The 22,315-nt window shown below is 68.8% G+C and carries 24 protein-coding genes; 16 read left to right on the top strand and 8 right to left on the bottom strand.

The annotated features are described in order from the left end of the window. Positions 1-17 precede the first annotated feature (17 nt). The gene (locus KTR9_RS18135; protein ID WP_044507029.1) at positions 18-1,523 is read left to right on the top strand and encodes a flavin-containing monooxygenase; all 1,506 of its coding nucleotides are present in this window, start codon (positions 18-20) and stop codon (positions 1,521-1,523) included. Beyond that, entirely contained in the window at positions 1,520-2,767 is a 1,248-nt protein-coding gene (gene cofG / locus KTR9_RS18130) for a 7,8-didemethyl-8-hydroxy-5-deazariboflavin synthase CofG (protein WP_014927577.1), read from the top strand. Before KTR9_RS18135 ends, cofG begins: the two co-directional genes overlap by 4 nt. 80 nt (positions 2,768-2,847) lie before the next feature. On the opposite strand, the gene KTR9_RS18125 is transcribed toward cofG, so the two are convergent. Then, a complete protein-coding gene (locus tag KTR9_RS18125; protein ID WP_014927576.1) occupies positions 2,848-3,231 on the bottom strand; it encodes a rhodanese-like domain-containing protein in 384 nt (127 codons plus the stop codon). Continuing rightward, positions 3,228-3,884, bottom strand: a complete 657-nt coding sequence (locus KTR9_RS18120) for a cysteine dioxygenase (protein ID WP_010841410.1) — start codon at positions 3,882-3,884, stop codon at positions 3,228-3,230. Before KTR9_RS18120 ends, KTR9_RS18125 begins: the two co-directional genes overlap by 4 nt. A 438-nt stretch (positions 3,885-4,322) precedes the next feature. Here KTR9_RS18120 and fdxA point away from each other — a divergent pair, with 438 nt between their 5' ends. After that, entirely contained in the window at positions 4,323-4,652 is a 330-nt protein-coding gene (fdxA, locus tag KTR9_RS18115; protein WP_004019217.1) for a ferredoxin, read from the top strand. Between the two features lie 10 nt (positions 4,653-4,662). Continuing rightward, complete coding sequence (gene dapC / locus KTR9_RS18110; protein ID WP_014927575.1) at positions 4,663-5,805, top strand: succinyldiaminopimelate transaminase; 1,143 nt, start codon at positions 4,663-4,665, stop codon at positions 5,803-5,805. Positions 5,806-5,817: 12 nt separating this feature from the next. On the opposite strand, the gene KTR9_RS18105 is transcribed toward dapC, so the two are convergent. Together KTR9_RS18105 and dapD are read right to left on the bottom strand one after the other, a co-directional pair. Next, positions 5,818-6,063, bottom strand: a complete 246-nt coding sequence (locus KTR9_RS18105) for a DUF3072 domain-containing protein (RefSeq protein ID WP_014927574.1) — start codon at positions 6,061-6,063, stop codon at positions 5,818-5,820. A gap of 60 nt (positions 6,064-6,123) precedes the next feature. Continuing rightward, positions 6,124-7,089: a 2,3,4,5-tetrahydropyridine-2,6-dicarboxylate N-succinyltransferase gene (gene dapD, locus KTR9_RS18100; protein WP_014927573.1), complete on the bottom strand. Its 966-nt coding sequence runs from the start codon at positions 7,087-7,089 to the stop codon at positions 6,124-6,126. A gap of 190 nt (positions 7,090-7,279) precedes the next feature. Between dapD and KTR9_RS18095 the strand changes: the two genes are divergently transcribed. The 10 genes from KTR9_RS18095 to KTR9_RS18055 all read left to right on the top strand — a co-directional run bounded on the left by KTR9_RS18095 (position 7,280) and on the right by KTR9_RS18055 (position 15,862). Beyond that, complete coding sequence (locus KTR9_RS18095; RefSeq protein ID WP_044507026.1) at positions 7,280-7,795, top strand: DM13 domain-containing protein; 516 nt, start codon at positions 7,280-7,282, stop codon at positions 7,793-7,795. Positions 7,796-7,799: 4 nt separating this feature from the next. Further along, on the top strand, positions 7,800-8,900 hold the full coding sequence (gene dapE, locus KTR9_RS18090) for a succinyl-diaminopimelate desuccinylase (RefSeq protein ID WP_014927571.1): 1,101 nt from the start codon (positions 7,800-7,802) through the stop codon (positions 8,898-8,900). Between the two features lie 46 nt (positions 8,901-8,946). After that, positions 8,947-9,738, top strand: a complete 792-nt coding sequence (locus KTR9_RS18085) for a TIGR00730 family Rossman fold protein (RefSeq protein ID WP_014927570.1) — start codon at positions 8,947-8,949, stop codon at positions 9,736-9,738. Between the two features lie 43 nt (positions 9,739-9,781). Beyond that, positions 9,782-10,318 (top strand): TIGR00730 family Rossman fold protein, encoded by a 537-nt coding sequence (locus tag KTR9_RS18080; protein ID WP_010841402.1) that lies wholly within the window; start codon positions 9,782-9,784, stop codon positions 10,316-10,318. A gap of 76 nt (positions 10,319-10,394) precedes the next feature. Beyond that, on the top strand, positions 10,395-12,197 hold the full coding sequence (locus KTR9_RS18075; protein WP_044507023.1) for a long-chain-acyl-CoA synthetase: 1,803 nt from the start codon (positions 10,395-10,397) through the stop codon (positions 12,195-12,197). Between the two features lie 14 nt (positions 12,198-12,211). Then, positions 12,212-13,093, top strand: coding sequence for a dihydropteroate synthase (gene folP, locus KTR9_RS18070; RefSeq protein ID WP_035717038.1), 882 nt, complete (start codon positions 12,212-12,214; stop codon positions 13,091-13,093). Next, complete coding sequence (locus KTR9_RS18065) at positions 13,090-14,121, top strand: glucosyl-3-phosphoglycerate synthase (protein WP_010841399.1); 1,032 nt, start codon at positions 13,090-13,092, stop codon at positions 14,119-14,121. The genes folP and KTR9_RS18065 overlap by 4 nt, the downstream gene beginning before the upstream one ends. A gap of 112 nt (positions 14,122-14,233) precedes the next feature. Further along, positions 14,234-14,617: a DivIVA domain-containing protein gene (locus KTR9_RS18060; RefSeq protein ID WP_044508070.1), complete on the top strand. Its 384-nt coding sequence runs from the start codon at positions 14,234-14,236 to the stop codon at positions 14,615-14,617. Between the two features lie 103 nt (positions 14,618-14,720). Beyond that, a complete protein-coding gene (locus KTR9_RS26715; RefSeq protein ID WP_004019232.1) occupies positions 14,721-14,888 on the top strand; it encodes a DUF3117 domain-containing protein in 168 nt (55 codons plus the stop codon). Between the two features lie 2 nt (positions 14,889-14,890). Next, the gene (locus KTR9_RS18055; RefSeq protein WP_014927565.1) at positions 14,891-15,862 is read left to right on the top strand and encodes a putative RNA methyltransferase; all 972 of its coding nucleotides are present in this window, start codon (positions 14,891-14,893) and stop codon (positions 15,860-15,862) included. On the opposite strand, the gene glgA is transcribed toward KTR9_RS18055, so the two are convergent. Further along, a complete protein-coding gene (gene glgA, locus KTR9_RS18050) occupies positions 15,841-17,007 on the bottom strand; it encodes a glycogen synthase (protein ID WP_202949966.1) in 1,167 nt (388 codons plus the stop codon). The two genes, KTR9_RS18055 and glgA, sit on opposite strands and share 22 nt — an antisense overlap. A 130-nt stretch (positions 17,008-17,137) precedes the next feature. On the opposite strand from glgA, the gene glgC reads away from it, so the two are divergent. Continuing rightward, positions 17,138-18,352, top strand: coding sequence for a glucose-1-phosphate adenylyltransferase (glgC, locus tag KTR9_RS18045; protein ID WP_010841395.1), 1,215 nt, complete (start codon positions 17,138-17,140; stop codon positions 18,350-18,352). On the opposite strand, the gene KTR9_RS18040 is transcribed toward glgC, so the two are convergent. Genes KTR9_RS18040 through cofD form a run of 3 tightly spaced genes read right to left on the bottom strand, consistent with a single transcriptional unit; the run spans position 18,349 to position 21,325 of the window. Next, entirely contained in the window at positions 18,349-18,945 is a 597-nt protein-coding gene (locus KTR9_RS18040) for an NUDIX hydrolase (RefSeq protein WP_014927562.1), read from the bottom strand. The genes glgC and KTR9_RS18040 overlap by 4 nt on opposite strands. Further along, entirely contained in the window at positions 18,942-20,291 is a 1,350-nt protein-coding gene (locus KTR9_RS18035; protein WP_014927561.1) for a coenzyme F420-0:L-glutamate ligase, read from the bottom strand. The genes KTR9_RS18040 and KTR9_RS18035 overlap by 4 nt, the downstream gene beginning before the upstream one ends. Then, positions 20,288-21,325, bottom strand: a complete 1,038-nt coding sequence (gene cofD, locus KTR9_RS18030) for a 2-phospho-L-lactate transferase (protein ID WP_014927560.1) — start codon at positions 21,323-21,325, stop codon at positions 20,288-20,290. The genes KTR9_RS18035 and cofD overlap by 4 nt, the downstream gene beginning before the upstream one ends. A gap of 693 nt (positions 21,326-22,018) precedes the next feature. Here cofD and KTR9_RS27740 point away from each other — a divergent pair. After that, positions 22,019-22,276 (top strand): WhiB family transcriptional regulator, encoded by a 258-nt coding sequence (locus KTR9_RS27740; protein WP_172622106.1) that lies wholly within the window; start codon positions 22,019-22,021, stop codon positions 22,274-22,276. Positions 22,277-22,315: the final 39 nt, after the last annotated feature.

Genomic DNA, 22,315 nt, shown 5'->3' with positions numbered 1-22,315 from the left:
GGCAGCCCCCGCTGACCATGGACGACGTCGATGTCGTCATCATCGGCGCGGGCTTCGCCGGCCTCGGGATGGCAACGCAACTCGCGCGTCGCGGGCGGGAATCGTTCGTCGTGCTCGAACGGGCCGACGGAGTGGGGGGCACGTGGCGCGACAACACCTATCCCGGTATCGCCTGCGACATCCCGGCACATCTGTACTCGTTCTCGTTCCGGCCACCCGCGGACTGGTCGACGCGGTTCCCGCGCGGTGCCGAGATCCGCGGCTACCTCGAGCAGATCGTCGTCGACGAACGGCTGGCCGATCACATCGAACTCAATCGTGAACTGCGCGAAGCTGTCTGGGTTGAGCGGGCCGCGCACTGGGTGATCACCGCGGCAGCGCCGGACGGAAGGTCCGCCACGTTCTGTGCGCGCACGCTGGTCCTGGCCGTGGGGCGGCTGTCGGAGGCGCGCATCCCCGACATCGACGGACTCGACACCTTCCCGGGGCAGGTCGTCCACACGGCCGGCTGGCACGACGAGGTCGCCGTGGCGGGGAAGCGGGTCGGGGTCGTCGGGACCGGCGCGTCGGCGGTCCAGCTGGTCCCGCACCTCGCCGACGTCGCCGAGGAGCTCGTCGTCTTCTGCCGCACCGCACCGTATGTCGTGCCTCGGGCGGACCGGAGCTACACCGACGACGAGCGCGCCGCGATGCTCGATCCCGTCGTCGCCTCCGAAGTGCGCGACCGACTCCTCGCCGAGGCCGACGTGGCATTCCGGCAGCGGCTCGGGCTGCATCCCGACATCGACGAGATCCGGGCGCGGGCCCGTGACCACCTGCACGGGCAGGTGGCCGACGCCGACCTCCGTGAGCAGCTGACCCCGGACTACGAGATCGGTTGCAAGCGAATACTTCTCAGCGACGACTTCTACCCGGCGCTGCAGCGGTCCAACGTGGTGTTCGAGCCGAGCGCACTGGCGTCGGTCACCGAGTCCAAGGCCACTGCGCACAGCGGTCACACCTACGACCTCGACGTGCTGGTGATGGCAACCGGTTTCGAGTCCGCGCGGCCTCCCGCGGCGTCGCGCATCACGGGACGGGCCGGCCGGCGGTTGTCGGAGCACTGGTCCGCGGGTATGACCTCCTACGCCTCGACCGTCGTCAGCGGATTTCCCAACATGTTCGTCCTCGACGGGCCGAACGCCGCACTCGGACACAACTCGGCGATCTACATGATCGAGACGCAACTCGACTACGTCGTGGGTGCGTTGGAGTACATGGCCGACAACGAAGTCGCGACCCTGGCGGTCTCGCCTGCGGCGGAGGACGCGTACACGCGCGAGATCGACGCGCGCAGCGAGTCGACGGTGTGGCTGACCGGTTGTGACAGTTGGTATGTCGACCCCGACAGTGGTCGCCTGACCCTGCTCTGGCCGGGCACCGCGGCCTCGTTCCGGGAACGCAACGGCACCTTCGACCCCCAGCCGTATGAACCAGATCCCGGCGACATCCGCACCGGAACACCCGAGGAGGGGGAGGAATGACCGACCAGACCACCATTCGTGCGGCGCTGGCCGCCGCCCGCGACCGGGCGCCGATCGGTCTCGACGAGGCCGAGGCGCTCCTGGCCTGTTCGGGAGACGACCTCGCCGAACTCCAGTCCATCGCCGGGGCGATCCGCGACGAAGGACTCGAGGCGGCCGGCAGGCCGCGTCAGATCACCTACTCCCGCAAGGTGTTCATCCCGCTGACCCGGCTGTGCCGCGACCGCTGCCATTACTGCACCTTCGTGACGGTCCCCGGGAAGCTCGCACGCGCGGGGGAGGGCCTCTACCTGGAACTCGACCAGGTCGTCGACCTTGCGCGACGAGGTGCCGAACTCGGTTGCAAGGAAGCTCTTTTCACCCTCGGTGACCGGCCCGAGGACCGGTGGCCGCAGGCCGGCGAATGGCTGGCCGAACGCGGTTACTCCTCGACGCTGGACTATGTGCGTGCCGCGGCGGTCGCGGTGCTGTCGGAGACGGGACTGCTGCCGCACCTCAATCCCGGGGTGATGAGCCTCGAGGAACTGCTCCGGCTGCGGCCGGTCGCGCCGTCGATGGGCATGATGCTGGAGACGACGTCACGCCGCCTGTTCACCGAGAAAGGCCAGGCGCACTACGGAAGTCCCGACAAGGACCCCCTGGTCCGCATGCAGGTGTTGCGCGACGCGGGCGCCGCACGCGTTCCGTTCACCACCGGCATCCTGGTCGGGATCGGCGAATCCCTCACCGAGCGAGCCGAATCGCTGCTGGCGATCGCCGATGTGCACGCCCGGGGCGGGCACATCCAGGAGGTGATCGTGCAGAACTTCCGCGCGAAGCCGGACACCGCCATGCGCTCGACCCCCGATGCCGAGATGACCGAGTTCCTCGCCGCCGTCGCGGTCGCCCGGATCGTCCTCGGTCCGCACATGCGGGTCCAGGCGCCGCCGAATCTGGTGTCGCCCGCCGAATGCGCGGCACTGATCGCGTCGGGCGTCGACGACTGGGGTGGGGTGTCGCCGTTGACGCCCGATCATGTCAATCCGGAGCGCCCGTGGCCCCACCTCGACGCCCTGGCCGCACGCACCGCGGAGTCCGATTTCGTTCTCGCCGAACGCATCACCGCGCAGCCGCCCTATGTCCTGAACGGTGCCGACTGGATCGACCCGGCTCTGACCCATCACGTCGCCGCACTCGCGGACCCGGTGACCGGGCTCGCCGTCGACACCCGACCGGCACCCCGTCCCTGGCCCGCGGTCGCCTGAGAACTGTTCTGCTCCCTGAGGTGCGAGCGAAGCGGAACTGTTCTGCTCCCTGAGGTGCGAGCGAAGCGAGCCTCGAAGGGTCAGTCGAGAACGGGTGCGAGGGCCTCGAACCCGCCGATGACGTCGGTCGCTCGATGGAGCCCGAGATCCTGCAGCGCCGCCGCGGCGAGGCTGGAGGTGTATCCCTGTGAGCACAGGATGATCCAGCGGACGTCGTGGTCGACGGCTTGGTCGATCCGCGCGTCGCTCTGCGGGTCGCAACGCCATTCGAGGACGTTGCGTTCGATCACGAGAGCCCCCGACGCCTCGCCCTCCTCGGCGCGCTGGGCAGCAGGCCGGATGTCGACGAGCACGGCACCGGCGGCGAGTTCGGCGGGAACAGCCGCGGCGTCGACGCGGTCCAGACGGGCCCGTGCCTCGGTGAGGACGTCGTCGATGGTCTTGGTCGGCCGCGTCCCGGTCATTCGGGTTCGTCGGTGAGAACAGTCCGGTTGCGGCGCAGGTGTCCGCCCTCGGAGATGTCGTAATAGGACATCGCGGTCAACGGCGGTGAATACGCGTGCACGCTGAGCGTGGGCGTCACCAGGGCAACGGGCTCCTCGTTCGGCGACGAGTCCGGCGTGGCCGCAACCGGATTTCGCACGACGTCGTGCACCCACCCGAGGGGGAAGGCGGCCTGGTCGCCGGCGTCGAGGATGCGCACCGCCAGATCGTCCCCCGTCCAGTGGTACTCGCGCAAGCTTCCCGACAGGACGGTCAGCGCGCCGAGCGAGCCGGCGTGGTCGTGGAGTTCGGTGGCCTCACCCGGCGTCCAGCTGATCAGCCACACGTCGACGTCGTCGTCGGCGTGCAGACGTGTCGACCAGCGGTGCCGCTCGTCCCACACCTCCGGAAGGAGTGCGTCGTGCCGGCCGTCGAGAACGTCCGCGACGCCCTGATCGGTGATGCGAAGGAGGTCGGCGGGCCGTAGCCGCGTCGGCAGGTGGCTGAGGGCGCGCGGAGCCGCGGTCACCGGACGCTCACGGAGCGACGAGGAGTTCCGCGCACGGCGGGCGGGGGAGAGGGACGGCGTCGAGGACGGAGATGCCCATTCGGTGCGGGCGAGTGTGGAGGTCATGGCGAATCCTTGCGAGGTCGATGGATGTGGTGTGGCCGATCGGTTCAGCAACAGCACATCGACATCGACCGCGCCGTGGGTCGGTGCGGCACCCGAGCGCATGCGCCCACGGGGCGGTGGCCCGTGAGGACGGATTCGTCGACGACGATCATGTGCCCGAGACTGCCCGCCGACCGCCGTGGCGTCGAGGTTTGGCGGCACGCTGAGCGAAACCCGGGACGTCGGGTTTGCCGCCCGAGTGTGATCCTCGTTACTCGAAGGGCGATCCAGGTGCTTCTCGACGGGGGCCGATTTCGTCGCAGCGTCCACCGGGGCGGATACTGTGGGGTGCGGTTCGACCAGCCCTCGGGCCGCACCGGCGCCGATGCCGGAGTGCTGTTCGACGCCGAACCGCGCTTCTCGTCGCGCCGACCCGGATCTTCCCTAGCGAAGGAGTGAGTGGTGACCTACATCATCGCGGAGCCTTGCGTCGACGTGTTGGACAAGGCTTGCGTGGAGGAATGCCCCGTCGACTGCATCTACGAGGGTGGACGCATGCTCTACATCCAGCCGGATGAGTGCGTCGACTGTGGTGCGTGCGAGCCGGTGTGCCCGGTCGAGGCGATCTTCTACGAGGATGATGTTCCCGACGAGTGGGAGCCCTACGTCAGCGCGAACGCCGACTTCTTCGACGACCTCGGTTCGCCGGGCGGTGCCAGCAAGGTCGGCAAGACCGATGCCGATCCGGCGTTCATCAAGGGCCTCCCGCCGATGAACGAAGAGGACTGACCGGCTCCGCATGAGCAGCTCCGTCTCCCGTGCGGCCGCACCGTTGCGTGTCTCCTCCACTCGTGTGAGCGGACGCCTGCCGGACTTTCCCTGGGACACGATCGCCGGCGCGAAGGCGACAGCCCAGGCTCACGCCGACGGCATCGTCGACCTCTCGGTCGGCACACCCGTCGACCCGGTGCCCGCCCTCATCCGCGACGCACTCGCCGACAGTTCGACGTTCCCCGGATATCCGACGACGACCGGAACGCGCGAGTTACGCGAAGCGGCCGCGGAATCGTTGATCCGACGGCACGGCGTCACGTCGCTCGACGAGACGGGCATCCTCCCGGTGATCGGGACGAAGGAGGCCATCGCCGGGCTCGCATCGACCTTCGGGCTCGGTGCCGGCGACGACGTGGTCATCCCCGAGGTCGCGTATCCGACGTATGAGGTGAGCGCCCTGCTCGCGGGTGCCCGGCCGGTGCGCGCGGATTCGACCGTCGCCCTGGGACCGATGAACCCGGCCCTGATGTTCATCAACTCGCCGTCGAATCCGACCGGCAGGATTCTCGGCCTCGACCATCTCCGCAAGGTCGTGGGGTGGGCACGCGAGCGTGGAACCGTCGTCGTCTCCGACGAGTGCTATCTCGGCTTGAGCTGGGAGGGCGAGCCGCTGTCGATCCTCGACCCCAGGGTCTGCGACGGCGACCACACCGGGCTGCTCGCGGTTCACTCGCTGTCGAAGATCTCGAACCTGGCGTCGTATCGCGCGGGCTTCTTCGCCGGCGACCCCGAGCTCATCGGTGAACTCCTCGCGGTCCGCAAGCATGCCGGACTCATCGTGCCGTTCCCGATCCAGGGGGCGATGACCGCCGCGCTGCGGGACGATGCCCATGTCGACGAGCAGCGCGAACGCTATGCCGCGCGCCGTCGTCTGCTGAAGGGTGCGGTCGAGGCCGCGGGCTTCCGGGTCGACCACTCAGAGGCGGGCCTGTATCTCTGGGCCACCCGGGATGAACCGTGCCGGGAGACCGTCGACTGGCTCGCCGCGCGTGGAATCCTCTGTGCCCCCGGCGATTTCTACGGGCCGGCAGGCGAACGCCATGTGCGCATGGCGCTCACCGCCACCGACGAACGCATCGGTGCGGCGGTCGCTCGTCTGGCCGGCTGAGTCCCGGCCTGGTCAGCCGCGCCCGCTCTTCTTCTGCAATCGGTCGATCTCTTCGGAGGCCTCCGCCTTGGTGAGGTCGGCCGAGATCGTCTCACCGGCCTCCCGCGCGAGGGTGTCGAGGTAGCTGCGCTGCGCCCCGGTCATCGGCTCGTCACCGGTCACCCAGTCGTCGGGATCCTTCTCGGTGGAGTTTCCGGCGCCTGCGCCGAGGACCTCGTTCTCGGTGTCGTTCGTCGAACGATTGTTCGATGTGCTCATGAGCCCACCATACGTCGGGATCGCCGATCCGGCCAGTGAGCGGCGATCCCTCCGAGGGACTCAGTCGTTCTTGTGCAGGGCCTCGTTGAGGGCGATGCCGTCGCCCTTCCACGGCACGACCTCGACCGCGCCGGTCAGGCTGTTGCGACGGAACAGCAGGTTGGACTGTCCGGACAGGTCGCGCGCCTTGATCTGGGTGCCGTCGGGCCCGGTGACCTTGGTGCCGGCCGTGACGTAGAGACCGGCCTCGATGACACAGTCGTCACCCAGCGGGATGCCGCAGCCGGAGTTCGCGCCGAGCAGGCACCGCTTGCCCAGCGCGATGATCTCCTTGCCGCCACCCGACAGGGTGCCCATCGTCGATGCGCCGCCGCCGATGTCGGAGCCGTCGCCGACGACGACACCCGCGGAGATGCGACCTTCCACCATCGACGAACCGAGGGTTCCGGCGTTGAAGTTGACGAAGCCCTCGTGCATCACGGTGGTGCCGGCCGCGAGGTGCGCACCGAGGCGGATACGGTCGGCGTCGCCGATGCGGACGCCCCCGGGCACGACGTAGTCGACCATGCGCGGGAACTTGTCGATCGAGTAGACGGTGACCGGTCCACGCGCGCGGAGCTTCGCCCGAACCGACTCGAAGTTCTCGACCGCACAGGGGCCGTGGTTGGTCCACACCACGTTGGTGAGCATTCCGAAGATGCCCTCGAGGTTGGCGCCGTGCGGGGTGATGAGCCGATGCGACAGCAGGTGCAGTCGCAGGTAGACGTCGTAGGCGTCGATGGGTGCGGCGGCGATGTCGGCGATCCCGGTGCGGACCGCGATGGTCTTCACCCCGCGGGCCTCGTCGACTCCCACCAGCTCACGGAGGTGGGCCGGCGTCGACTCCTCGTCGAGGGTCACCGTCTCCGCGGTCTCGACACCGTCGAGTTCGGGCTCGGGGAACCAGACGTCGAGGACGACGCCCGGAGTCGAACCCCCGTCGATCACGGTCGCGATGCCAGTTGCGTGTGCGCCAGTAGAAGTCACGACACGTGAGTCTAGGTGATCGATGCCGGACGTCCACGCCCCGCCACCGACGCCGCGGCGCCGACCCGTCGTCATCCATTCGGCCCAAAGACCTGGTCACGCGTAGTGCGCCGCTCGTAGGGTCGCCACCATGACCGGTCATCCGCAGCCACCCGCACCACCACGGCGCCGACGCCGGCGCTGGCCGTGGGTGCTCGGCGGGCTCGGCGTCGTGGTCATTGCGGCGCTCGCCGTCGGAGCCGCCGTCTTCCAGCCGTGGCTGATCTTCGTCGACACCGAGGTCGACGACGCGATCCCCGTGGCGGTCACCCCGACGACGTCGGCGCCGGGGCAAGCGCCTCCCGCCGGACCGGTGGTGGTCTCGCGGGGCGATCTGATCAGCCACGAACACTCGACCTCCGGGACGGTCTCGATCATCGAGCAACCGGGCGGGTCGCGGGTCCTGGCGATCGAGAACCTGGACACCACGACCGGCCCGGACGTCCACGTGTGGCTGTCGCAGGGGGATGTCGTCGAGGGATTCAGTGGCTGGCGCACGGCCGCCGGGGTCCCGCACGTCGACCTCGGCATGATCAAGGGGAACAAGGGCAACCAGGTCTACGAGATCCCCGCCGACGTCGACCTGGGTGACTATCCGTCGGTGTTTCTCTGGTGCGTGAAGTTCAGCGTCTCCTTCGGCGCCGCGGAGGTGGGCTCACTACGGTGAAGGGGTGAGCATTCCCGATCTCGACCTGACCGCCGACCCCGTCGACCTGACCGCCGCACTGGTCGACATCGAGAGCGAGTCGCGCAACGAGTCCGCCATCGCCGACGCGGTCGAGGCCGCCCTGCGAACGCAGACAACCGGTTTCGAGATCATCCGGCACGGCAACCGCGTTCTCGCGCGCACCGATCGCGGTCTCGCCCAGCGGGTCATCCTCGCCGGACACCTCGACACCGTGCCGGTCGCGGGCAACCTCCCACACCGTCGTGAGACCCATCCCGAGGAGGGCGACGTCCTGCACGGATGCGGGACCGTCGACATGAAGTCCGGTGACGCGGTGTTCCTCCACCTCGCGGCGACGCTGCCCGAGCCCGCCTCGGATCTGACACTCGTCTTCTATGACTGCGAGGAGATCGCGGCGGAGTTCAACGGCCTGAACGACATCGAGCGCGAGCTCCCCGAGTGGCTGGCCGGCGACGTGGCGATTCTCGGCGAGCCCACCGCGGGGCTCATCGAGGCGGGGTGCCAGGGAACGCTGCGGGTTCGTCTGTCGACGACGGGCACCCGTGCGCATTCGGCCCGGTCGTGGATGGGCGACAACGCCATTCACAAACTCGGCGGTGTCCTCACCACGCTGGCGGGTTATCGGGCCCGCCGGGTCGACATCGACGGCTGTGAGTACCGCGAGGGGCTGTCCGCGGTCGCGGTCGGTGGCGGCGTCGCCGGTAACGTGATCCCGGACGCCGCGCACGTCGACGTCAACTTCCGCTTCGCGCCGGACCGCTCGGTGGACCAGGCGCTCGATCACGTGCGCGAGGTGTTCGCCGCCGATCTGGCCGACGGCACCCTCGGGCTGGAGGTCACCGATTCCGCCGCCGGCGCCCTGCCCGGGCTGGCGCATCCGGCGGCCGCGGCGCTCGTCGACGCCGCGGGCGGGCGCTTCCGCGCGAAGTACGGCTGGACCGACGTGTCCAGGTTCTCGGCGCTCGGGATCCCGGCCGTGAACCTGGGTCCCGGCGACCCCAACCTCGCGCACCGCGTCGACGAACGAGTGCCGGTGGAGCAGATCCGCGCGGTGACCGAACTGCTTCGCGCGTACCTGTCCTGACCTGGCGAGACCGTCCGGTCCGGGCGGCGCTGCTAGCGTGACCGCCATGTCGACCACGCCCGATCCCGCCGCAGCCGTCAACGAGGCCGACGAGGCCGGGGACGCCGACACCTGCTACGTCGGACCGATCCGGATCCGTCGAGACCAGCAGGGCAAGACCACCGACCGCCGGTTGCTGGAATGGGTCGACCCGCGCGACGCCGCGCGTCGTTCCGACCGGACCATGCGTGACTCCTGGCGCGTCCTGCGCATCCAGTCCGAGTTCGTCGCCGGATTCGACGCGATGAGCGAGGTCGCCGAGGCCGTGACGGTCTTCGGCTCGGCGCGACTGCATCCGGATTCGCCGGAGTACGCGCTCGGCGTGCGCGTCGGCCGGGCGCTGGGCGAGGCCGGCTACGCGGTCATCACCGGCGGCGGACCCGGTGCGATGGAGGCTGCGAACCGGGGTGCGCACGAGGCCGGGGCGGAGTCGATCGGACTCAACATCGAGCTGCCCTTCGAACAGGGCCTCAACCCGTGGGTCAATCTCGGCATGAACTTCCGCTACTTCTTCGTGCGCAAGACGATGTTCGTCAAGTACGCGCAGGCGTTCGTCTGCCTTCCCGGTGGGATGGGCACGCTCGACGAGCTCTTCGAGGCGCTGACCCTCGTGCAGACCAAGAAGGTCGTCCGGTTCCCGATCGTGCTGGTGGGCAGTGACTTCTGGGGCGGGCTCCTCGCCTGGATGCGCGACGTCCTCGCCGCGCGCGGGATGATCTCGCCGGAGGATCTCGACCTGCTCACCGTGGTCGACGATCCCGATGACGTGGTGGCCGCCATCGAAGCAGCCACGCCCTGAGGGCCGATATGACCTCGCCGGGCCGCGATGGCACGATTGCCCGGTGAGTGCTGTCTGTGTCTATTGCGCGTCCGGTCCCGTCGACCAGCCCTACCTCGATCTCGCCGCCGAGGTGGGGCGGACACTGGCCGAGCAGGGGCACGTGGTCGTCTCCGGTGGCGGGAACATCTCCATGATGGGAGCGCTGGTCAACGCCGCTCGCGAGGCCGGCGGCCACACGGTCGGCATCATCCCGCGGGCGCTGATGAAACACGAGGTCGCCGATCTCGGGTCGGGTGAACTCGTCGTCACGGAGACGATGCGCGAGCGCAAGCGACTCATGGACGAGCGCGCCGACGGGTTCATCACCCTGCCGGGCGGTATCGGGACGCTCGAAGAACTCTTCGAGACCTGGACCGGCGGATACCTCGGAATGCACGACAAGCCGGTCGTCCTGCTCGATCCTTCCGATTTCTACGCGCCGTTGCTCGACTGGCTGCGAGAGTTGTCGACAACCGGTTTCGTCGCCCGTCGATCGCTCGACCGACTGCTCATCACGCGCTCGGTGTCCGACGCGGTGGAGTTGGCAACGGCCCGGTGAGGCCTTGCTACCGGCCGGTAAGGTAGCGCGAGGGTGCGCGGGGCACTCGAAACGCCAGCGGGAGAGCGGAGGGCAGATGTCCCCAGAGGTCGAGCAGGACAGTCGGCAGCAGAGTGTGAAGAAGACGGTCGGTATCCCCGACCTTCTTCGTGGTGTGGTGAAGATGGCGCCACACGCGACCGGGATGATCAAGCACGCACCGGGGCTCATCCGACGCCCACCCGAGGCCAAGCGCACGATCGGTTCGGTCTTCCAGAAGCACGCGGCCGAACACCCCGACCGGCCCTTCGTGCGGTTCGAGGGCCGCACGACGACCTACGGCGAGGCCAACCGCCGGGTGAACCGTTATGCCGCAGCGCTTTCTGCTGACGGCGTCGGCAAGGGTGACGTGGTGGCGCTGCTGTCCAAGAACTGCACCACCGACCTGCTGCTGATGCTCGCCACCGTCAAGCTGGGCGCGATCGCCGGGATGCTGAACTACAACCAGCGCGGTGAGGTGCTCGAGCACAGCGTCGGACTGCTCGAGGCGAAGGTCCTCATCCACGATCCCGACTGCGCGGAGGCCTTCGAGTCGATCCCGGAGTCGGTCCTGCCTCGGCACGTGTACGACTTCGCCGAATTCGACGCCGCCGCCGAGGGGCTCTCCGGGGAGAACCCCGAGGTCACCGAGCAGCTGCCCGCGTCGACCAAGGCCTTCTACATCTTCACCTCCGGCACCACGGGGATGCCGAAGGCGAGCGTGATGAGCCACAACCGGTGGCTGGCCAGCCTGTCCGGCATCGGTGGTCTGGCCGTCCGGTTGCGCCACAGCGACACGATGTACGTGCCGCTGCCGCTGTACCACAACAACGCGCTGTCGGTGTCGCTGTCCTCGGTCCTCGCTTCCGGGGCGTGCATCGCCATCGGACGGTCGTTCTCGGCGTCGAAGTTCTGGGACGACGTGATCCTCAACCGCGCGACGGCTTTCTGCTACATCGGCGAGTTGTGCCGCTACCTCCTCGCCCAGCCCGAGAAGCCCACGGACCGCCAGCATTCCGTGCACACGGTGGTGGGCAACGGCATGCGCCCGGACATCTGGGACGAGTTCCGCGAACGATTCGGCGTCGACCGTGTCGTCGAGTTCTACGGGGCCAGCGAACTCAACCTCGCCTTCGTCAACGCGTTCAGCGTCGACAAGACCGCCGGCTTCTGCCCGCTCCCGTACAAGATCGTGGAGTACGACGAGGAGGGGAACCCGAAGCGCGGCGACGACGGTCGGCTCGTGAAGGTCGGCCGGGGCGGCACCGGTCTGCTGCTCGCCCAGATCAGTGACCGGGTACCCGTCGACGGATACACCGACTCGGAGGAGACCGAGAAGAAGATCATCCGCGACGCCTTCAAGGACGGTGACGCCTACTTCAACTCCGGTGACCTCGTGCGCGATCAGGGGTTCGCGCACATCGCTTTCGTCGACCGGCTCGGCGACACCTTCCGATGGAAGGGGGAGAACGTCGCCACGACCCAGGTCGAAGGTGCGGTGGACTCCTACGAGGCCGTCGCCCAGTCGGTGGCGTACGGCGTCGAGGTCCCGGGAACCGACGGTCGTGCCGGAATGATCGCGATCAAGCTGCGCGAGGGTGCCGAGCTCGATCCGAGCGCGTTCGCCCGGCACCTCTACGACGCGCTGCCGTCCTACGCGGTACCGCTGTTCGTGCGGGTCGTCGACGACTTCGAGCAGACCTCGACCTTCAAGAACCGCAAGGTCGAGCTCCGCAAGGAGGGATACACCGACGCCGAGGCCGAACGGCTCTACGTGCTGCTCGGCAAGGAGAAGGGATACACCGACTTCTACGACGGCTACCCCGACGACGTCGCCGCGGCCAAGGTGCCCAAGGGGTGAGTCCGACCCCAGACGTGCCGGTGTCGCCGACGCTGTGCGGGCGTCGGGTGCCGACCGATCGCGCGCTGGTCATGGCGATCGTCAACCGCACGCCCGACTCGTTCTACGACCGGGGTGCGAGCTTCGACGACACCGCCGCCCAGGCGCACGTCGACCGGGTGGTCGCCGAGGGCGCCGACATCATCGACGTCGGCGGGGTCAAGGCCGGACCCGGTCGAGAAGTCGACGCCGCGACGGAGGCAGCCCGGGTCGTCGGGATGATCTCCTGGATCCGCGACCGCCACCCGGACGTGCTGATCAGCGTCGACACGTGGCGCAGCGAGGTCGCCGACCAGGCCTGCGCCGCCGGGGCCGACCTGATCAACGACACCTGGGCGGGGTTCGATCCCGAGGTGGTCGCCGTCGCCGCCGAACGCGGCGCGGGAATCGTCTGCTCTCACACGGGCGGCGCGGTGGTGCGTACGCGGCCGCACCGCGTCTCCTACGGGGATTCCGTCGACGCCGTGGTGGCCGATGTGCTCCGGGAGGTGACCTCCGCAGCCGACCGGGCGCTCGCGGCCGGGGTCCGTCGTGACTCCATCGTTATCGATCCGACGCACGATTTCGGCAAGAACACTCACCACGGGCTGGCTCTGTTACGCGGTGTGAAAGATCTTGTTAACACGGGCTGGCCGGTGCTGATGGCACTGAGCAACAAGGATTTCGTAGGGGAGACTCTGGGTACAGACCTAGCGCAACGATTGGAAGGGACTCTGGCCGCGACGAGTCTGGCCGCCGCCCAAGGCGCCCGGATCTTCCGCGTTCACGAGGTCGCAGCCACTCGTCGTGTGGTCGACATGGTCGCTGCCATCGCGGGAACGAGACCACCCGCCCGAACAGTCAGGGGACTCGCATGACCAAGCAGCAGAAGCGACGTAAGCCCAGCACCGTCAGCAGCCGGGACAAGGCCGCGGTGTGGCCGACAGTCGCACAGGCCCCGGGAACCGAGCAGCGTTGGTCGGCAACCCACACCTGGGAACAGCCGGAGTGGACGATCGACGAACTCGTGGAGGAGAAGCGCGGCCGGACGATCTCGGTCGTGCTCCCCGCGCTGAACGAGGAGGAGACCGTCGCCGACGTCATCGCCACGATCATGCCGCTGTACGGAACCCTCGTCGACGAGATCATCGTCTTGGACTCCGGCTCCACCGACGCCACCGCCGAGCGTGCGCTCGCCGCCGGCGCCCAGGTGGTCACCCGTGAGGAGGCGGTGCCCGAGCTGGACCCGGTGAAGGGCAAGGGTGAGGTGCTGTGGCGTTCGATCGCCGTGGCGACCGGCGACATCATCGCCTTCGTCGACTCCGACCTCATCGACCCGGATCCGATGTTCGTGCCCAAGATGCTGGGCCCGCTTCTGGTCAACCCCGAGATCCAGCTCGTGAAGGGCTACTACCGGCGTCCGCTGCGCACCGGAGGTACGCACGACGCCAACGGCGGCGGCCGTGTGACCGAGCTCGTCGCCCGCCCCCTCCTTGCCTCCCAGAAACCCGACCTCACCGCCGTCCTGCAGCCGTTGGGCGGCGAGTACGCCGGCACCCGCGAGTTGCTGTCGTCGGTACCGTTCGCGCCGGGGTACGGGGTCGAGATCGGGCTGCTCATCGACACCTACGACCGCTACGGCCTCGCCGGAATCGGTCAGGTGAACCTCGGCGTCCGGACTCACCGCAACCGCCCGCTGGTGGAACTGGGGGTCATGAGCCGGCAGATCGTCGGAACCCTCATGCGCCGATGCGGTATCGGGGACTCGGGCGTCGGGCTGACCCAGTTCACCGCCGAGCCCGACGGGTCGTTCACGCCGCACACCACCGAGGTCTACCTCGAGGATCGTCCGCCGATGAACACCGTGCGGGTCCTGGACGCGAAGACCGAGGAGATGGCCTCCTAACGCGTCCCAGACGCCGACCCGGCGACGCCGCGCACCTGCACCGAGAGCGAGCCGTCGTCGGGTCTGTGCTGTGCCGGACCCTCGTCCGGCGGCTTCTGTCAGGATGGATCTCATGCAGACGCTGCTGCTGTACCTGCTGATCATGGGGCTCGTCGTCGCGGTCGTGTTCGCCGTTGTCTGGTTCGTGTTCGGACGTGGCGAAGACCTGCCGCCGGTCGAGCCCGAGACGACCCTCACCAGACTGCCGTCGGTGGGGATCACCGGCGACGACGTCCGCGCGTTGCGCTTCGCGCAGACACCGCGCGGCTACAAGCAGGCCGAAGTCGACTGGGCGCTGGCGCGTCTCGCGCATGAGGTCGACGATCTCCGCTCGGTCATCGCGCGCCTGCGCGACCGCGAGCCGGTGCCCGGGACGCATCCGGACGACCCGGCCGCCGACGGCGCCGAGAACGCCGCGGGAGCCTGGCGGTCGGGCCCGCCGACGGCCCCGGGGTAGTCGCACACCGGGTTCTGCGCGGCGCGCGTGTCGCGCACTGGCAATCGTGTGAGACGCGGGCACGTATCATGTTCGGAGCAAGGACCTTGAAGGGAGCTTGAGAATGGCGGCAATGAAGCCACGTACTGGGGACGGCCCCCTCGAAGCGGCCAAAGAAGGGCGTGGAATCGTTGTCCGGATTCCGATCGAGGGTGGAGGTCGACTCGTCGTCGAGCTGACCGCCGACGAAGCAGCCGCGCTGGGCGAGGAACTCCGCGGGGTCACCGGCTGAACATGCCCCACGAGGGCAGTTCCCATGAGGCCCGGGCGGACACACCGACACCGCACCGGGCGCATGGCCTCAACTCGACCGTCGAGATCCTACGATGCCCGGTGTGCGCCGGGCCCCTTTCGGTCGACGCCACCTCGTTGCGTTGTCCCGCCGCTCACTCATTCGACATCGCGCGGCAGGGCTATGTCTCACTGCTCGACGGCCGGTCGGGCGCGTTGCGCGCCGACACCGCGGCCATGGTCGCCGCGCGGGCGCGGGTGCATGACGCCGGTTTCTTCGGCGCCGTGGTGGATTCCGTCGCCCGACGCGCCGCCGAGTTCGCGAGCGGACTCGCCAGGCCCGTGATTCTCGACGCGGGCGCCGGTGGCGGACACTATCTTCGCGCCGCGGTCGACGCGGGCGCAGCGGCGGGCGGTGTCGAACGCTCCTCCGTCGCCGGGATCGGCATCGACCTGTCCAAGTACTGCGCGCGGGCCATCGCCCGCGGCCCGCACTCACTCGCGGCGATCGTCGCCGACGTCTGGCGAGGACTGCCGGTTGTCGATGACGCTGTCTCGGTGGTGCTCTCGGTGTTCGCGCCCCGGAACGCCCCCGAGTTCGCCCGGGTGCTCGCGCCCGATGGCGCACTGATCATCGTGAGTCCGGGACCCGACCACCTCGCCGAGCTCATCGAACCGATGGGGATGCTGCGGGTGGACTCCGCGAAATCCGCACGTCTCCACGCCGCACTCGACGACGGTTTCGAGCTGGTCGACGAATCACCCCTGCGGTACACCGCGAGCGTCGACGCCGCTACCGTCGGTGACCTGGTCGCCATGGGGCCCTCGGCATTTCACTCCGAGGAGGCCGACATCCGCTCGCGGGCAGATGCCTTCGCGGGGACGGGACGCGTGCCGGTGACGGTGTCGGTCGTGATGACCACCTGCCGGCCGGCCCGCGGGCGACACCCCGGTCAGCGCCGGACGGACTCGTAGATCCCCAAGGTCTGCTCGGCGATCGTCGCCCAGGAGAATTCGGCGCCGGCGCGCTCGCGGCCGGCCGCGCCCATCGCCGCGGCCGCGGCTGCATCGGAACTGACCGCGTTCACCGTCTCGGCGAGATCGTGTTCGAAGGCCGCCGGATCGACGGGGTCGTACCGCACGAGGCGGCCGGTGACGTTGTCGCGCACCACCTCGGGGATGCCGCCGACATCCGACGCCACCACCGCGGTACCGCAGGCCATGGCCTCGAGGTTGACGATGCCCAGCGGTTCGTACACCGACGGGCACACGAAGACCGTTGCCGCTGTCAGGATCTCGCGAATACGCGGGAGCGGCAGCATCTCGCGCACCCAGTGCACGCCGGGGCGTGACGCGGACAGTTCACCGACGGCCCGCTCGATCTCGGCGCCGATCTCCGGGGTGTCCGGCGCGCCCGCGCAGAGGACGAGTTGGATCTCCGGGTCGAAACGGTGGGCGGCGGCGACGAGATGCGCCACGCCCTTCTGCCGGGTGATCCGGCCGACGAACGCGACGATGGGCCGGGTCGAGTCGAGCCCGAGGGCGGTGGGCGTCGAATCGGGCCCGAACGGGTCGTCGACCGGATACCACTGTGAGGTGTCGATCCCGTTGCGCACCACGTGGACACGCTCGGGGTCCAGGCGTGGGTAGGTGTCGCAGATCTCGGTACGCATACCCGAACTGACCGCGATGACGGCGTCGGCGTACTCGACCGCGTTGCGTTCGACCCAGCTCGAGACCCGGTACCCGCCGCCGAGTTGCTCGGCTTTCCACGGACGCGACGGTTCGAGCGAATGCGCGGTGAGCACATGCGGCACGTCGTAGAGCTGGGCGGCCAGGTGCCCGGCGAGACCGGTGTACCAGGTGTGGGAGTGCACGACGTCGGCGTCGGCCGCGCCGACAGCCATCCGCAGGTCGGCCGAGAGCGTGGTGATCGCCGCATTGGCCCCGGCCAGCCCCGGGTCGGGGGTGTACACCGCGGCGGTCTCCCGCTCGGCACCCATGCAGTGCACGTCGACGGTGATGAGATCGCGGAGATGGCGGACCAATTCGGTGACGTGGACACCGGCACCGCCGTAGACCTCAGGTGGATATTCTCGTGTCATCATCGCCACCCGCATGATCTCGACGCTAGTGCCATCGCGCGCAGTTCGCCATCGGTGCCGGTAAACGGTGGCCGCGGCCGGGACACGCCCATTCTTCCCGCCCGGTCATCTGGCCGACGGGTTCGATCGCGGTTAAGTTGGGGGAGTGAGATCTGAGCCGCACGTCCTCGGCATCGTCCTCGCAGGCGGCGAAGGCAAGCGTCTGTACCCGCTGACGATGGACCGTGCCAAACCTGCGGTGCCCTTCGGCGGCGCCTACCGGCTAATCGACTTCGTGTTGTCCAACCTGGTCAATGCCGGTTACGAACGCATTTGCGTGCTGACACAATACAAGTCGCATTCGCTGGACCGGCACATCTCGCAGACCTGGTGGACGTCTGGATTCCACGGCGAGTACATCACGCCGGTCCCGGCCCAGCAGCGACTAGGACCGCGCTGGTACACCGGCAGCGCCGACGCGATCTTCCAGTCGATGAACCTCATCACCGACGAACGTCCCGAGTACATCGTCGTCTTCGGCGCCGATCACGTGTACCGGATGGATCCGTCGCAGATGGTGGCCGCGCACGTCGAATCCGGCGCCGACGTCACGGTGGCCGGGATCCGCGTGCCGCGAGCGGAAGCCACGGCTTTCGGCTGCATCGACTCCGACGAGAGCGGGAAGATCACCCGCTTCCTGGAGAAGCCCACCGACCCGCCGGGCACTCCCGATGATCCCGACTCGACGTTCGCGTCGATGGGCAACTACGTGTTCACCACCGAGGCGCTGGTCGACGCGCTGCGAGCCGACGCCGCCGACTCGGACTCCGATCACGACATGGGCGGCGACATCATCCCGGCCTTCGTCAATCGCGACACCGCATTCGTCTACGACTTCAAGGACAACCAGGTCCCCGGTGCCACCGAGCGCGACACCGGGTACTGGCGTGACGTCGGAACCGTCGATGCGTTCTACGAGGCGCACATGGACCTGGTGTCGGTCCATCCCATCTTCAACCTGTACAACGGCCGCTGGCCCATCCGCGGTGAGACGCACAACCTCCCGCCCGCCAAGTTCGTCCAGGGCGGCGTCGCCGAGGACTCCGTGGTCGGGTCCGGCTGCATCATCTCGGCCGGCACGGTGCGCAATTCGGTGCTCTCGTCGAACGTCATCGTCGAGGACGGGGCGGTGGTCGAGGGCAGCGTGCTGATGCCCGGCGTGCGCGTCGGCAAGGGCGCGGTCGTCCGCAAGGCGATCCTCGACAAGAACGTCGTGGTCGGCGACGGCGAGCAACTCGGTGTCGACGTGAGCGCCGACCGCGAGCGGTTCTCGGTGAGCGCGGGCGGTGTGGTCACGGTGGGGAAGAACCTCCGCGTTTAGCGCGGCCGTCCGTCCCGTAGGGCCGCGCCGATAAGTGTCGCGATGTCGTCTCCGGCGTCGTCCGGCAGGGCGTCGACCGGCCACCAGCGCAGGTCCACCGACTCGTCGCTGCGCACGACGCGTGGGAGTCCGCCGTCGGACGTCGGAGCGGCGACCACGCGATAGCGGACGTCGAGGTGGCGGGTGGGGACCCCCAGCGAGCAGGTGATCGGGTGGGTGTGGAGATGCACGATCCCCCCGCCGGGATCCGCGGGGTCTGGCGTGTCCAGCACGAGTTCGGGCATGCCCGACTCCTCCCGCGCCTCACGCAGCGCCGCGTCGGCGATGGAGTCGTCGGTCGGTTCGCAGTGCCCGCCGAGTTGAATCCACTTCCCGACCCGGGGGTGCAGGGTGAGCAGGACGTGGCGGCGCGTGGCGTCGAAGACGATCGCCGAACCCGTCAGATGTCCCGGAGCGCTGGCTCGCAGGCATCCCTCCGGGGACGCCGCGAGGAAGGCGAGGTACGTGTGCCGGAGGGTGTCCTGCGCGGGATCGGGTGTCTCCCACCGGGTGAGGGCCTCGACGGCGGATGCGTGCAGCGACTCGGCGGTCACAGCTCGACGACCCAGTCCGCGGTCGGGGCGGGCTCGCGCAGCCCCGACGGCTCGAGGGGATGGCCGATGGCGACCGCGCCGAGTGGTTCCCAGCCCGGGTCGAGGTCGAGGACCCGGCGCACCGTCGGCGCGGCGAAGATGGTCGAGCCGATCCAGCAGCTGCCGATGTCGCGGACCGACAGTGCGGTGAGCAGGGTGGCGACCGCCCCGCCCGCTGCCACGGTGAACATCGTGTGCTCGGCCGCGTTGCGTCGTTCGTCGCGGTACTCGTGGACGCCGTCGGGAACCAGGAACGGGATCACCAGTTCCGGTGCGTCGTAGAGGATCTGGCCGCGCCGCAGCCGCTTTTCGATGGACTCGGCTGTCTTGGAATCCGATTCGAGATCGGTGCGCCACTCGTGCGCCATCGCGTCGAGCAGCTCGCGGCGCCGCGAATCCGACCGCAGCCAGACGAAGCGAACGGGATGCGTGTGGTGGGGGGCCGGGGCGGTGAGCGCCTCGCCGAGAGCAGCACGCAGCTCTTCGGGGTCGACAGGCCGGTCGGCGAAGGTCCGCACCGACCGCCGGGTGCGGACGGCCTCGCGGCGTCCCTGCGCGATCGCCTCGTCGGTACCGAGACGGAACAGGTCCTCGTCGTGGGGCCGGATCAGGTCGGCGGCGGTGGTCCCGTTCTCGGCCGGTGCGAAACCACGGACGACCGCGACGGGGACGGCCGCGAGTTTGCCCTTCACGAGGTCGGCCGCGGCGGCCAGCTCGTCGGCCACCGCGATCTCGGTGACGATCAACGGGTTTCCGTAATCGTCGACTCCGCCCTCGTACGGATGGGTGACGGCGATACCCGCGGCGCCGATGGCGACGTCGGTCTGCCCGGTCCGCCAGGCCCGGCCCATCGTGTCGGTGATGATCACCGCGACGTCGAGGCCGGTGGCGTCGGCGACGGCTCGCCGGAGCTCCGCCGCGCTGCGGTCGGGGTTCTCCGGGAGCAGAGCGAGCTGGTCGCTGCGCACGTTCGAGCCGTCGATCCCGGCCGCGGCCTGCACCAGGCCCAGGCGGTTCTCGGTGATCAGGGTCCGGTTCTTGCGTGCCAGCACGCGTACCGATTCTTGGTCGACGAGGTGACGGCGCAACGTGTCCCGCGCCTCGGGGTCGCTCGGCGCGTCGACCATCCGGCCTTCGGCCTTGGAGATGATCTTGCTGGTGACGACCAGGACGTCACCGGATTCGAGCCACGGTGCGGCGGTGAGGATCTCGCGGGCGACGTCAGAGCCGGCGGTGAACTCGGGCAGGCCGGTCACCGGACGGATCTCGAGGTGGCCCGGGGCACGATGGTCGGGGCGAGCGGTCACGCGCGGCCCTTGTTCGAATCGGGGAGCGGGACGTCGACGAGTGCGCACGCCGCGCGCACCATCTGGGCGGTGGCCGCGGGATCGGTCATGAGGAGGGGGGCGGCGCCGACGGCGATGCCGTCGACGGACGCGTGGTCGCCCTCGGCGATCAGCCATCCGTCCAGAATCCCGTTGCCGCTGCGGGCGCCGTAATGTCCGGCGATGCCCTCGGCCGAGGACTCGACCTCGATCACCGACAGGCATTCGTCGGCCATGCCGCGCAGCGGGCGGTTGTCGATGACCGGTGAGATGCCGACGACCGGGGCCTTCGTCTGGCGCAGCGCGCTGCGCATCCCGGGAACGCTGACGATCGCGCCGATGCTCACGACCGGGTTCGACGGTGCGAGCAGCACCACGTCGGCGTCGGCGATCGCGTCGAGGACGCCGGGAGCCGGAGTGGTGTCGTCCGAACCGACCTGTGCGAAGCCGAAGGTCGGGATCTGGGCGCGATGGCGCACCCACCACTCCTGGAAGTGGATCGCGACCCGTTCGTCGTCCTCGCCGTCGGGTTTGGCGACGACGACGTGCGTCTCGTGACGGTCATCGGTCACGGGTAAGAGCCGCACGCCGGGGTTCCATCGCCGGGACAGCGCGGCGGTGACATCGGACAGCCGATATCCCGCATCGAGCATCTGGGTGCGGATCAGGTGCGTGGCGAGATCGCGATCGCCGAGGCCGAACCAGTCCGGGTCGGCGCCGTAGGCGGCGAGTTCCTCCTTCGCGTGCCAGGATTCGTCGCGCCGGCCCCATCCGCGCTCGGGATCGATCCCGCCGCCGAGGGTGTACATACACGTGTCGAGATCGGGGCAGATGCGGACGCCGTGCATCCACGCGTCGTCGCCGACGTTCACGATCGCGGTGATCTCGTGTTCGCTCGCCTGGGCGCCGGACGCGTCGTCCTGGGGGACGGGGAACGCCGTCGGGCCGAACAATTCGCGCAGACCGAGGAGGAATCGTGCCCCTCCGACGCCCCCGACGAGTACGGTCACCTTCACAGCAGGTACTCCTTCACACCGCCACTGTAGTGCGCGGTGTGAGAGGGCGGTCAGGCGCTGTCGGCGCGGTCGGGATGAGTCCTACCGGCGCCGGGGTCGGTGTGACTTTGACGTCGGGTTGAGGTCAACGTCGTGTCGAGTCACACCGTTGTCGGATCCTGGTGGTAAACAGAGAATCTTTGACTTCAACTTGACCGCGACCGCTCCGGGCGTGTGTAATCACATCAGTGTCATTCCGAGTTTGAGATCGAGAACCTCTGGATCGAAAACCGCTGGACTTCAACGGATTCGATTGTATGTTCGAACTCGGGTGAGGGTCGGTTCCGGCACTTCGCGGGCCGTCGCTCGGGCGCTGTGTGTGTACGTCTGATGTGGGTGTTTCCGCATCCGTAGTACAAGTGGTGTGGCAACAGTGGTGGGTGCGGCACACAGGCCGTGTTCGCAAAGGACGCAGAAACTACCAACATCCCGAGCTAGGAGGCGCCGACGATGGCTTTGGAAAACCCGATCGGCAATCCGCTTGAACCACAGAATCGCCCGCAATTCATCGCCGAATTCAACACCCTTGGCCCCGTTGACGATTCGATGATCGGTGGCACCGCCACCTCGTCGGCCGTCGGTGCCGGGACCGATGCCGGCTCGCCACTCGGGCCCGTTGTCGACGACACGGACCCGGGCCGTCGCCATCTCTCGTTGGTGCCCAACGACTTCGACGATCTCTTCGATGCCGTCGAGGATCAGTGGCAGGACCGTGCGTTGTGCGCGCAGACCGACCCCGAGGCGTTCTTCCCCGAGAAGGGTGGGTCGACGCGCGAGGCCAAACGGATCTGCCAGGGCTGCGAGGTGAAGTCCGAATGCCTCGAGTACGCGCTGCACAACGACGAGCGCTTCGGAATCTGGGGCGGCCTGTCGGAGCGTGAGCGCCGCCGCCTCAAGCGCGGCATCATCTGAGTCGGGTCCCCGAACGGGGATCGCTCGACATCACCGATC

This window comes from Gordonia sp. KTR9 (genome assembly GCF_000143885.2).
GTDB lineage: Bacteria > Actinomycetota > Actinomycetes > Mycobacteriales > Mycobacteriaceae > Gordonia.
Note: the sequence above shows the minus strand (reverse complement) of the source record. Positions and strands in the feature narration are given on the sequence as shown.

Excerpts from the sequence above, each read along its gene's own strand:
- KTR9_RS18125 (WP_014927576.1), bottom strand. The coding sequence starts at position 3,231 with ATGACCGGGACGCGGCCGACCAAGACCATCGACGACGTCCTCACCGAG.
- KTR9_RS18075 (WP_044507023.1), top strand. The coding sequence starts at position 10,395 with ATGTCCCCAGAGGTCGAGCAGGACAGTCGGCAGCAGAGTGTGAAGAAG.
- glgA (WP_202949966.1), bottom strand. The coding sequence starts at position 17,007 with ATGCGGGTGGCGATGATGACACGAGAATATCCACCTGAGGTCTACGGC.
- dapC (WP_014927575.1), top strand. The coding sequence starts at position 4,663 with ATGAGCAGCTCCGTCTCCCGTGCGGCCGCACCGTTGCGTGTCTCCTCC.
- KTR9_RS18105 (WP_014927574.1), bottom strand. The coding sequence starts at position 6,063 with ATGAGCACATCGAACAATCGTTCGACGAACGACACCGAGAACGAGGTC.
- KTR9_RS18060 (WP_044508070.1), top strand. The coding sequence starts at position 14,234 with ATGCAGACGCTGCTGCTGTACCTGCTGATCATGGGGCTCGTCGTCGCG.
- KTR9_RS18085 (WP_014927570.1), top strand. The coding sequence starts at position 8,947 with ATGTCGACCACGCCCGATCCCGCCGCAGCCGTCAACGAGGCCGACGAG.
- cofG (WP_014927577.1), top strand. The coding sequence starts at position 1,520 with ATGACCGACCAGACCACCATTCGTGCGGCGCTGGCCGCCGCCCGCGAC.
- KTR9_RS18065 (WP_010841399.1), top strand. The coding sequence starts at position 13,090 with ATGACCAAGCAGCAGAAGCGACGTAAGCCCAGCACCGTCAGCAGCCGG.
- KTR9_RS18120 (WP_010841410.1), bottom strand. The coding sequence starts at position 3,884 with ATGACCTCCACACTCGCCCGCACCGAATGGGCATCTCCGTCCTCGACG.
- KTR9_RS26715 (WP_004019232.1), top strand. The coding sequence starts at position 14,721 with ATGGCGGCAATGAAGCCACGTACTGGGGACGGCCCCCTCGAAGCGGCC.
- KTR9_RS18055 (WP_014927565.1), top strand. The coding sequence starts at position 14,891 with ATGCCCCACGAGGGCAGTTCCCATGAGGCCCGGGCGGACACACCGACA.
- KTR9_RS18135 (WP_044507029.1), top strand. The coding sequence starts at position 18 with ATGGACGACGTCGATGTCGTCATCATCGGCGCGGGCTTCGCCGGCCTC.